Annotated in this window: 11 protein-coding genes and 1 rRNA gene; all 12 read left to right on the plus strand. The window is 29.3% G+C overall.

Going from position 1 to position 11,153, the window contains the following annotated elements; translation table 11 throughout:
• Positions 1 to 76: 76 nt before the first annotated feature.
• Positions 77 to 1,405: a chromosomal replication initiator protein DnaA gene (gene dnaA / locus VN21_RS04775; RefSeq protein WP_046822294.1), complete on the plus strand. Its 1,329-nt coding sequence runs from the start codon at positions 77 to 79 to the stop codon at positions 1,403 to 1,405.
• 240 nt (positions 1,406 to 1,645) lie between these two features.
• Positions 1,646 to 2,755, plus strand: a complete 1,110-nt coding sequence (dnaN, locus tag VN21_RS04780; RefSeq protein WP_021428071.1) for a DNA polymerase III subunit beta — start codon at positions 1,646 to 1,648, stop codon at positions 2,753 to 2,755.
• Between the two features lie 125 nt (positions 2,756 to 2,880).
• Positions 2,881 to 3,087 carry a S4 domain-containing protein YaaA gene (gene yaaA / locus VN21_RS04785; protein ID WP_021428116.1) on the plus strand — a complete coding sequence of 69 codons (207 nt, stop codon included), beginning with the start codon at positions 2,881 to 2,883 and terminating at the stop codon, positions 3,085 to 3,087.
• Between the two features lie 14 nt (positions 3,088 to 3,101).
• Positions 3,102 to 4,220, plus strand: a complete 1,119-nt coding sequence (gene recF / locus VN21_RS04790) for a DNA replication/repair protein RecF (protein ID WP_046822295.1) — start codon at positions 3,102 to 3,104, stop codon at positions 4,218 to 4,220.
• Complete coding sequence (gene gyrB, locus VN21_RS04795; RefSeq protein ID WP_046822296.1) at positions 4,221 to 6,122, plus strand: DNA topoisomerase (ATP-hydrolyzing) subunit B; 1,902 nt, start codon at positions 4,221 to 4,223, stop codon at positions 6,120 to 6,122.
• An 18-nt stretch (positions 6,123 to 6,140) separates the two neighbouring features.
• Positions 6,141 to 8,564, plus strand: a complete 2,424-nt coding sequence (gene gyrA, locus VN21_RS04800; protein ID WP_046822297.1) for a DNA gyrase subunit A — start codon at positions 6,141 to 6,143, stop codon at positions 8,562 to 8,564.
• 75 nt (positions 8,565 to 8,639) lie between these two features.
• Complete coding sequence (locus VN21_RS04805; RefSeq protein ID WP_046822298.1) at positions 8,640 to 8,921, plus strand: YtxH domain-containing protein; 282 nt, start codon at positions 8,640 to 8,642, stop codon at positions 8,919 to 8,921.
• Positions 8,921 to 9,178 carry a hypothetical protein gene (locus tag VN21_RS04810; protein WP_021428029.1) on the plus strand — a complete coding sequence of 86 codons (258 nt, stop codon included), beginning with the start codon at positions 8,921 to 8,923 and terminating at the stop codon, positions 9,176 to 9,178. The genes VN21_RS04805 and VN21_RS04810 overlap by 1 nt, the downstream gene beginning before the upstream one ends.
• Positions 9,179 to 9,193: 15 nt before the next feature.
• Positions 9,194 to 9,505 (plus strand): STAS domain-containing protein, encoded by a 312-nt coding sequence (locus tag VN21_RS04815; RefSeq protein ID WP_046822299.1) that lies wholly within the window; start codon positions 9,194 to 9,196, stop codon positions 9,503 to 9,505.
• A gap of 3 nt (positions 9,506 to 9,508) precedes the next feature.
• Positions 9,509 to 9,916, plus strand: coding sequence for an ATP-binding protein (locus VN21_RS04820; protein ID WP_281440627.1), 408 nt, complete (start codon positions 9,509 to 9,511; stop codon positions 9,914 to 9,916).
• Positions 9,916 to 10,689: a SigB/SigF/SigG family RNA polymerase sigma factor gene (locus tag VN21_RS04825; RefSeq protein ID WP_046822300.1), complete on the plus strand. Its 774-nt coding sequence runs from the start codon at positions 9,916 to 9,918 to the stop codon at positions 10,687 to 10,689. The genes VN21_RS04820 and VN21_RS04825 overlap by 1 nt, the downstream gene beginning before the upstream one ends.
• A gap of 216 nt (positions 10,690 to 10,905) precedes the next feature.
• A 16S ribosomal RNA gene (locus tag VN21_RS04830) occupies positions 10,906 to 11,153 on the plus strand; the annotation flags it as partial.

Genomic DNA, 11,153 nt, shown 5'->3' on the forward strand with positions numbered 1-11,153 from the left:
ATATTTTTTAAATAAATACTAAATTTGTTAATAACTTTGTGGAAATTGTTAATTATTTTGTTCGGAGGTTTAAATTATGGATATAGTTTCTTTATGGGAAAAAACTCTACAGCTTATAAAAGGCGAGTTATCACCCCCCAGTTTTAATGCTTTCTTTAAGCAAATAAAACCATTACAAATACAATCAAATACTTTAATACTATTAGTTCCAAATGATTTTACAAAAGGAATACTTGAAGATAGATACTTAAATCTAATAGAAAGCTCTGTAAATCAACTTTCTTTAAAAAAACATAATATCAAATTTGTTTTAAGCGAAAATGAAGTAAAAGGTTTAGATAAAGACCCACAAATAGATGATGATAAGCAAATAAGAAAAAAATATCCGAATCTAAATCCTAAATATACTTTTGACACATTTGTTATTGGAAATAGTAACCGTTTTGCTCATGCAGCTTGTGTTGCTGTAGCTGAAGCTCCTGCAAGAGCTTACAATCCACTATTTTTATACGGTGGAGTTGGACTTGGAAAAACACATCTTATGCACGCAATCGGGCATCATATAATGGAACAAAAAAAAGATCCTAAGGTAGTTTATGTATCATCTGAGAAATTCACAAATGAGCTTATAAACTCAATTAAAGATGATAGAAATGAAGAATTTAGAAACAAATATAGAAATGTAGATGTCCTTTTAATAGATGATATTCAATTTATTGCAGGAAAAGAAAGAACTCAAGAGGAGTTTTTCCATACATTCAATTCATTACACGAAGCAAATAAACAAATAATAATATCTAGTGATAGACCTCCTAAAGAAATACCTACTTTAGAGGATAGACTTCGTTCAAGATTTGAAATGGGACTTATAACTGATATTCAAGCTCCTGATTTTGAAACTAGAATGGCTATATTAAGAAAAAAAGCTCAAATGGAAGATATAGATGTTCCTAATGAGGTTACAGTGTACATAGCAAAAAATATTAAATCGAATATAAGAGAATTAGAAGGTGCTCTTACAAGAGTTGTTGCTTATAGTTCGCTTACTAATAGAACTATATCTTTTGAATTAGCATCTGAAGCCCTAAAAGATATAATTACTACTTCTAAACATGAAGAAATTACAGTAAATAGGATAAAAGAAAAAGTTTCTGCTGTATTTTCTTTAAAAATGGAAGATTTTAATTCTAAAAAGAGAACTAGATCTATTTCTTACCCTAGACAAGTTGCAATGTACTTATCAAGAGAGCTTACCGATTTATCTTTACCTAAAATAGGTGAAGAATTTGGAGGAAGAGATCATACTACTGTAATACACGCTCATGATAAAATTTCTAAGGATATTGAAAATAACGAAGATTTTAAAGAAAAAGTAAACAAAATAATACTAGATTTAAAGGGTTAACTTATAAACATTTGCATGTGGATATCACGTTAATTAAATGTGCATATTTTTTTTCTAATAAAATATATACAATTTATTCTACAAAAACACACAAAGATATTAACATTTTTTACACATGTTGATATCTTTGTATTTATTTTGATTGAGATACTTATACACATTATCCACAGCACCTACTATTATTACTACTATTTTTTCTTATTTATTTTTATATAAAACAAGCCAAGGAGGTTATCCACAATGAAGATAATTTGTAATCAAAAAATACTAGCTCATAAAATAAGCATTGTTCAAAAAGCTATTAATGGAAAAACAACTTTAGAACTTTTAAAAGGGATATTATTAACAGCTAAAGAAGGAACTTTAAATTTAACAGGATATGATTTAGAAATAGGAATAGACACTCATATACAAGCTGAAATAGTAGAAGAAGGGGAAATAGTAATAAATGCTCGTTTATTTGGAGATATAATAAGAAAATTACCAGATACTTTTGTTGAAATAGAAACAGATTCTGACAACAATGTATACATAAATTGTTTAAACTCAAGATTTAAAATAAAAGGAGATTCAGCTGTTGAATATCCAAGATTACCAGATGTAAACGAAAATGACTTATACAATATTCCTCAAGATTTACTAAAAAATATGATAAAACAAACAGTTTTTGCAATATCTCAAGATCAAACAAAACCAATATTAATGGGAGAGTTATTAGAAATTGTTGGTGGAAATATAAGCTTGGTTGCAATAGATGGATATAGATTAGCTGTAAGATCTAGTGAAATTGATAATATGAGTAATAATACAAAAGTTATTATCCCTGGAAAAACACTTCACGATGTAAATGGACTGCTTTCATCTGAAGATGATGCTATTCAATTAGGATTTGATGAAAAAAATGCTATATTTATAATCAATGAAACTAAAATTATAACTAGACTGTTAGATGGAGAATTTATAGATTATAAAAAACTTCTACCTAGAGAATATGGAGTTAGAGCAAAAGTTAATACAAAAGAATTATTAAATAGTATAGAAAGAGCTTCACTATTATCTCAGTCAGAGAAAAATAATTTAATAAAATTATCAATAAGAGATAATTCGATAGCCATAACTTCTAATACTGAAAAAGGAAATGTTTATGAAGAAGTTTCTATAGAACTAGAAGGAGATTACTTAGACATAGCTTTTAATTCAAGATATTTCTTAGATGCTTTAAAAGTTATAGATAGTGAGGAAATATTTATAGAGTTCACTACAAATGTAAATCCATGTATAATAAAACCTGTAGATGGAACAAAATATACATACTTATTACTTCCTGTAAGAATATCATCTAATATATAGATTAAAATTAAACCCAACTGAAAAAGTTGGGTTTTTATGATATAATATATTTTTGAATATATGTTAAAACTTAAGATAATAAATTAAATTAATATATATTTGCTATAATAAAAGGAGGAAGAAAAATGATAGAAATCACTATAGATTCTGAATTCATAAAATTAGATCAATTCTTAAAACTAGCTGATATTGCATCTACAGGTGGACATGCTAAATTTTTAATTCAAGAAGGTCTAGTAAAGGTTAACGGAGAAATAGAAACTAGAAGAGGAAAAAAATTAAGATCTAATGATATAGTAGAAGTTGAAGGCAATACAATAAAAATACTATAAAAGGGGTGCCCTTTGTGTATTTAAAAGGCTTAAATTTAATCAATTTTAGAAATTATGAAGCTCTTTATTTAGAGTTTAATCCCAAAATAAATTTACTTATAGGTAAAAATGGACAAGGAAAAACAAATATTGTAGAAGCAATTTACTTATTATCATTTGGAAAGTCTTTTAGAACAAGTAAAGATAAAGAAATGATTAGATTTGATAGTGAAAATTTATATATAGGTGGAAATTTCACAAAATATAACAGAAATAGTCTAATAGAAATTGGAATTGGTAAAAATAACAAAAAGGGAATTAAAATTAATAAAATAAGCATAGAAAAAATATATGAATTATTAGGAAATCTAAATGTAGTTATTTTTTCTCCTGAAGATTTAAGGTTAGTCAAAGAAGGGCCTAAAGAAAGAAGGTCTTTTATAGATAAAGAAATAAGCCAAATTATGCCTAAATATTATAATTACCTTACAAATTACAATAAAATACTATTTCAGAGAAATAAATTACTAAAAAGTAACTATATCGACATAAATTTAATAGAGGTTTATGACGAGAGTTTGGCGAAGTATGGTAGTTATATATATATTTTAAGAAGAGATTTTATAAAAAAAATTGCATCTATATCAAGTGAAATGCATAAAAATCTTACTAATAATTTAGAAGATTTATCAATAAAGTATAAAAATCAATTAAATATTAATGATGAAGACACTGTAAACACTGTGTATGAAAGATTTATTGAAAAACTTAAATCTGGACATCAGCATGATATAGAAACTAGAACTACTAGATATGGAGTTCATAAAGATGATTTATCAATTTACATAAATGAGCTAGATGTTAGACTATATGGATCCCAAGGGCAACAAAGAACAGCATCTATTTCATTAAAGCTTTCAGAAATAGAGTTGATAAAAAACGAGGTAGGAGAGTATCCCATTTTGTTATTGGATGACATTTTCAGTGAATTAGATGAGACGAGACAAAAACTCTTAGTTGATAATTTAGATAAAGTTCAAATGTTTATAACGACAGCTGAAGCTTCTCATAAAAAAATATTTAGCACTGAAAATACTACTATTTTCAACATTGAAAAAGGAAATGTAATTAGTATAGAGAATGGAGGAAACTAGATGAAACAAGAATACGGCGCAAGTCAGATACAGGTCTTAGAAGGATTAGAACCTGTTAGAAAAAGACCTGGTATGTACATAGGGTCAACAGGACCTAGAGGTTTACATCATTTAGTTTATGAAGTCGTGGACAACAGTATAGACGAAGCTCTAGCTGGATATTGTTCAGACATATATGTTTCTATAAATGAAGATGGAAGCATATTAGTAAAAGATAATGGTAGGGGTATTCCAGTAGAAGTTCATCCTAAGACTGGAAAATCTACACTAGAAACAGTTTTAACTGTACTTCATGCTGGAGGAAAATTTGGCGGTGGAGGCTATAAAGTTTCTGGAGGTCTTCACGGAGTAGGTATTTCTGTAGTTAATGCATTATCAGAGTGGTTAGTTGCAGAAGTTCACCATGATGGTAAAATCTATAGCCAAAGATATGAAAAAGGAGTTGCGACTTCAGAAATAAAAGTTGTTGGAGAAACTAGAATAACAGGAACTACAATAACATTTAAACCAGATGCTACTATATTCGACGAAGTTGAATATAAGTATGATATATTAGAACATAGATTAAGAGAATTAGCATTCTTAAATAAAGGTGTTAATATAGTTCTAGAAGATAAGAGAGAAGATCAAGAAAAAATAAAAAAATTCCACTATGAAGGTGGTTTAAGAGAATTTGTTAAACATCTAAATAAAACAAAAACAGGAATTCATGATGATATAGTTTATATAGAGAAAAAAGTAAAGGACTACATGGTTGAAGTAGCTTTACAATATACTGACGGTTATACAGAGAACATATATTCTTTTGCAAATAATATAAATACTCACGAGGGTGGTACTCACTTAAGTGGATTTAAAACTGCTATGACTAAGGTTGTAAATGATTATTCAAGAAAAAATGGAATATTAAAAGAAAAAGATTCAAATCTTTTAGGAGAAGATATAAGAGAAGGTCTTACAGCTGTTATATCTATAAAACTTCCAGAGCCTCAGTTTGAAGGTCAAACTAAAACTAAATTAGGAAATACAGCTGTTAGAGGTGTAGTAGATAGTGTAACAGTTGAAGAGATAGGCTCATTCTTAGAAGAAAATCCAACAACTGCTAGGATAATAGTAGATAAAGCTTTAAGAGCTCAAAGAGCTAGAGAAGCTGCAAAAAAAGCAAGAGAGTTAACTAGAAGAAAGAGTGTACTAGAAAGTACATCTTTACCTGGAAAATTAGCTGACTGTGCTGAAAAAGATCCTTCAAAAAGTGAAATATTCTTAGTCGAAGGGGATTCTGCCGGAGGTTCAGCAAAGCAAGGAAGAGATAGACACTCTCAAGCAATATTACCACTAAGAGGTAAGATACTTAATGTTGAGAAATCTAGATTAGATAAAATATTATCATCAGATGAAATAAGAAATATGATAACTGCATATGGATGTAGCATAGGTGATGATTTTGACTTAGAAAAAGCTAGATATCATAAAATTGTAATAATGACCGATGCCGATGTCGATGGAGCTCATATAAGAACACTTTTACTTACATTCTTCTTTAGATATATGAGACCTCTTATAGAGAATGGTTATGTCTATATAGCACAACCACCTTTATATAAAGTCAAAAAACAAAAGAAAGAATACTATGTATACTCTGATCAAGAGTTAAATACTTTATTAGAGCAACTTGGAAGAAGTGGAATAGAGCTACAAAGATACAAAGGTCTTGGAGAGATGAATGCAGAGCAACTTTGGGAAACAACTATGAATCCTGAAACAAGAACTTTATTACAAGTATCTATAGAAGATGCGTCTATGGCAGATGAAATATTCTCAATGCTTATGGGTGATAAGGTTGCTCCAAGAAAAGAATTTATAGAAGAAAATGCAAGATATGTTAGAAATTTAGATATATAAGAGAGGGGATGAGTGTTAATGGATGAAAATAATAGAATACTCCCTATTGAAATAGGTCACGAAATGAAAAAATCGTATATTGATTATGCGATGAGTGTTATAGCTGGACGTGCCCTACCAGATGTAAGAGATGGACTTAAACCAGTTCATAGAAGAATATTATACTCAATGAGTGAATTAAATTTAACACCAGATAAACCATATAGAAAGTCTGCCCGTATTGTTGGGGACGTTCTAGGTAAGTATCACCCACATGGAGATACTGCTGTTTACTTTGCAATGGTAAGAATGGCACAAGATTTCTCTACTAGAGGACTTTTAGTTGATGGACATGGTAACTTTGGTTCTGTCGATGGAGACTCACCAGCTGCAATGCGTTATACTGAAGCTAGAATGAGTAAATTAGCTCTTGAATTATTAAGAGATATAGATAAAGAGACAGTAGACTTTACACCAAACTTTGATGAATCTTTAAAAGAGCCATCAGTTTTACCATCTAGATTCCCTAACCTTTTAGTTAATGGATCTAATGGTATAGCAGTTGGTATGGCAACATCTATACCACCTCATAACTTAGGTGAAGTAATTGATGCTACAATACACCTTATAGATAATGAGGATTGTAGTATTGAAGATTTAATTCAATTTATACAAGGTCCAGATTTCCCAACTTCTGCAATAATAATGGGTAAAGAAAATATAGCTGAAGCATACAGAACAGGAAGAGGTAAAGTTAAAGTAAGAGCTAGAGCATACATAGAAGAGCTAGCTAAAGGAAAACAACAAATAGTTGTAACTGAAATACCATACCAAGTAAATAAAGCTAAGCTAGTTGAGAAAATAGCTGAATTAGTTAAAGATAAGAAAGTTGAAGGAATCTCTGACTTAAGAGATGAGAGTAATAGAGATGGTATGAGAATAGTTATAGAGCTTAAGAGAGATGCAAATGCAAACATAGTTTTAAATAAGCTTTATAAACATTCTCAGATGGAAGATACTTTCAGTATAATAATGCTAGCATTAGTAAATGGAGAGCCTAAAGTTTTAAATTTAAAACAAGTTTTATATCACTATGTTCAACATCAAAAGGATGTAGTAACTAGAAGAATTAAGTTTGATTTAAATAAAGCTGAAGCAAGAGCTCATATACTAGAAGGTTTAAGAATTGCATTAGATAACTTGGACGAAGTTATAAAGCTGATAAGAGGATCTAAAACTACTCAAGAAGCTAAGGAAGGTTTAATCAACAGATTTAATCTTTCTGATGTACAAGCTCAAGCAATACTTGATATGAGACTTCAAAGACTTACAGGGTTAGAAAGAGACAAGATAGAAGCTGAATATGCAGAATTACTTAAAAAGATAAATAGATTAAGAGAAATTTTAAGTGATGAAAGACTTCTTATGAATGTTATAAAACAAGAATTAACTATAATAAAAGAAAACTACTCAGATGATAGAAGAACTGAAATAAAACATGCTGAAGGCGAAATAGACATGAGGGATCTTATCGAGAATGAGGAAGTGGCAGTAACTCTAACTCATTTCGGATACATAAAGAGAATGCCTATAGATACATATAAGAGCCAAAATAGAGGTGGAAGAGGGATTTCAGCGCTTACTACAAGAGAAGAAGACTTTATAAAAGAGTTAATAACTACTCATACACATAGTAGATTATTATTCTTTACAAACAAAGGTAGAGTTTATAGATTAAATGCATATGAAATTCCAGAAGCTAAAAGACAAGCTAAAGGAACAGCTATAGTTAACTTATTACAGTTAAATAGTGATGAAAAAATTGCTACTATGATATCTATAGATGATAATAGTGAATCAGAATTCTTATTATTATCTACTAAAAAAGGAATAGTTAAAAAGACTAAGCGTGAAGAATTTAAAAATATAAACAAATCAGGATTAATAGCAATAGGTTTAAGAGAAGATGACGAACTTATTGGAGTTAAAGTAACTGATGGTAGTGAAGATGTTATATTAGTTACTCAAGGTGGTATGTCTATAAGATTTAATGAAAATGATATAAGACATATGGGAAGAACTGCAATGGGAGTTAAGGGTATTACTTTAAGTAATAATGATAAAGTTGTGTCGATGAACCTTTGCAGTGAAGGAACTGAGTTATTAGTTGTTAGTGGCAATGGTTTTGGAAAAAGAACATCAATAGAAGAGTATAGATCTCAGATAAGAGCAGGTAAAGGTATAAAGACTTATAATATAAACGATAAAACAGGCGAGATTGTTGGAGCTCAAATGGTGAATGAAGATGATGAGATGATGATCATAAATTCAAATGGAGTATTAATAAGACTTAGAGTAAATGAAATATCTTTATTTGGAAGAGTTACTAGTGGTGTTAAGCTAATGAAAACTGATGATGAAGTTAATGTAGTTTCAATTGCAAAGATAGAGATGGAAGAATAGGGTATACAAACCCTATTCTTTTTGCATAATTATATATATAATATTTATATAAAGTAAGAAAGGAGTATTAATATTATGAGTAAAAATAAGGGAAAAGTTTTTTTAATAGGATCGATAATAGGATTTTTACTTGGTATATTCTTAGCGCCTAAAAAAGGTTCTGAATTAAGAAAAGAAGCTAAGGACAAGATGGAAGAAATAAAAGAAAATCCTAGAGAAGTTCTAGATGGAACGATTCAAACTGTAAAAGATAAGATTACAACTATAGTTGACGATTGTGATGTTAACGATATAAACATAGTTGAGGATGAAATAATAATAAGCAAGACTTTTGAAGATGAGGGAGATAATGTATAATGGATGCAGTAGGATGGCAGATAGGAGCTATTTTATTCGGGGTGTCAGTATTAATAATAGCTATATACTTAGCAAAGCTAATAAATAGTACAACTAAAGTTGTTGAAAAAGCATACAAAATAGTAGACTATAACGAAAGACATATACATGACACTATAGAAAATGTTGCAGCAATTACAAAAAGTACAGAAGATATTGTTAGTTTAGCTAGTGGTGTAACTAATATAACTAAAGCATTTAGATTTTTTAAAAAGTAATAAGGAGGTAGTACGATGTCTGTAAATATAGAATCGAAACTAGATAATAATTTTTGGAATGTAGATATAAATGGAGAGTTAGATGTAGCTGGAGCTGACAAAGTAAAAACACATTTAAACAGCTTAATAGAAGAAAAACCAGTAGACATAAAAATGGATTTTACTAACTTAGAATACATAGATTCAACAGGATTAGGAGCATTAATAGGTGTATTAAAAAGATTAAAAGTTAATGATAAGGATATATATGTATTAAATGCTAGAAAAAATGTTAAGAAAATTTTCAGTATAACAGGTCTAGACAAAATATTTAAAGTGGAGGGATAAGTTTTGGATTTAGAAACTATAAAAATGGAAGTTACATCTAATCCAGAATATGTAAGCATTATAAGATTAACAGTTTCTGGATTAGCAAATAAAATTGGATTTTCTTTAGATGATATAGAAGATATAAAGGTAGCAGTGTCAGAAGCTTGTACAAATGCTATAAAGCATAGTTTAGATGATAAATTTTTAGTTCAATTTTCTGTATTAGAAAACGGATTAACAATAGAAGTAGAGGATAAAGGAACAGGATATGATGTAGAATCTCTACAAGAGCCAGATTTAACAAACCCAAAAGAAAGCGGATTAGGTTTATTTATAATAAAGACATTAATGGATGAGGTAAGCACTATATCTAATAGCGATGTTGGGACTAGAGTTAAAATGACTAAATATTTAGGAGTTGGTATTTAATGAAGAATGTAGCTAATGCTACAAGCTATATGGATATGGAAACCAAAGAGCTGTTTAAAATATATAGCAATGACAAAAATGTAGAAATAAGAAATATTCTGATAGAGAGACATATGTATTTAGCTAATATACTAGCTAAAAAATATATTAATAAAGGTGTTGAATTTGATGATATTTTTCAAGTTGCATCTTTAGCTTTGATATATGCAATAGATAGATATGATATTGAAAAAGGATATGAATTTTCAAGTTTTGCGACACCTACTATAATAGGTGAAATTAAGAAATATTTCAGAGATAAAGTTTGGACAGTAAAAGTACCAAGAAGAATTCAGGAATTAAGCAAAAAGATAAGCGAAGCTAAGTTATTTTTAGAACAAAAAAATAAACAAAGTCCAAAAGCTATTGATATAGCAAATTATTTAGACTGTACAGAAGAAGAAGTACTAGAGGCTATAGAGGCATCATATGGATATCAACCTATGTCTTTAGATGCATCTAGCAATGATGATTCAGATGATAAGGAAATAACATTGAAAGATAAAGTTGGACAAGAAGAAAATAGTTTTGGAAATATAGAAAATATGGACTTTATTAATAAGTTTGTAGAATCTCTAAATGAATTAGAGGTTAAGATATTTAAAGATAGATTCTTCCTAGATAAAACACAATCAATTATAGCCAAAGAGCTGGAAATATCACAGATGACAGTATCAAGACTAGAAAGAAAAATAATAGAAAAATTAAAGAAAGAATATGAGAAAAACTCATAAAAATAAAAAATAAAATAAAGTTTAAAAAAACTGTTGACTTACTGTTTAATTCATAGTATAGTATTACTTGTCCTTAAGAAAAGGGCAAAACAAAAATGAACTTTGAAAATTAAACAGTAGGTTAATTATATAAATTCTTTTTAAAGAATTAAACACAAACAACCAAGCCAGATATTCAGATAATGATTAGCTGAGCGATGGACAACTTTTTAAATTATATTTGAGAGTTTGATCCTGGCTCAGGATGAACGCTGGCGGCGTGCCTAACACATGCAAGTCGAGCGATCTCTTCGGAGAGAGCGGCGGACGGGTGAGTAACGCGTGGGTAACCTGCCCTGTACACACGGATAACATACCGAAAGGTATACTAATACGGGATAATATATAAAAGTCGCATGGCTTTTGTATCAAAGCTCCGGCGGTACAGGATGGACCCGCGTCTGATTAGCTAGTTGGTAAGGTAA

The sequence above is a fragment of the Paraclostridium benzoelyticum genome, assembly GCF_001006285.1.
Taxonomy (GTDB): Bacteria; Bacillota; Clostridia; order Peptostreptococcales; family Peptostreptococcaceae; genus Paraclostridium; species Paraclostridium benzoelyticum.

Excerpts from the sequence above, each read along its gene's own strand:
- dnaA (WP_046822294.1), top strand. The coding sequence starts at position 77 with ATGGATATAGTTTCTTTATGGGAAAAAACTCTACAGCTTATAAAAGGC.
- VN21_RS04805 (WP_046822298.1), top strand. The coding sequence starts at position 8,640 with ATGAGTAAAAATAAGGGAAAAGTTTTTTTAATAGGATCGATAATAGGA.
- gyrB (WP_046822296.1), top strand. The coding sequence starts at position 4,221 with ATGAAACAAGAATACGGCGCAAGTCAGATACAGGTCTTAGAAGGATTA.
- gyrA (WP_046822297.1), top strand. The coding sequence starts at position 6,141 with ATGGATGAAAATAATAGAATACTCCCTATTGAAATAGGTCACGAAATG.
- VN21_RS04815 (WP_046822299.1), top strand. The coding sequence starts at position 9,194 with ATGTCTGTAAATATAGAATCGAAACTAGATAATAATTTTTGGAATGTA.
- yaaA (WP_021428116.1), top strand. The coding sequence starts at position 2,881 with ATGATAGAAATCACTATAGATTCTGAATTCATAAAATTAGATCAATTC.
- VN21_RS04810 (WP_021428029.1), top strand. The coding sequence starts at position 8,921 with ATGGATGCAGTAGGATGGCAGATAGGAGCTATTTTATTCGGGGTGTCA.
- VN21_RS04825 (WP_046822300.1), top strand. The coding sequence starts at position 9,916 with ATGAAGAATGTAGCTAATGCTACAAGCTATATGGATATGGAAACCAAA.
- dnaN (WP_021428071.1), top strand. The coding sequence starts at position 1,646 with ATGAAGATAATTTGTAATCAAAAAATACTAGCTCATAAAATAAGCATT.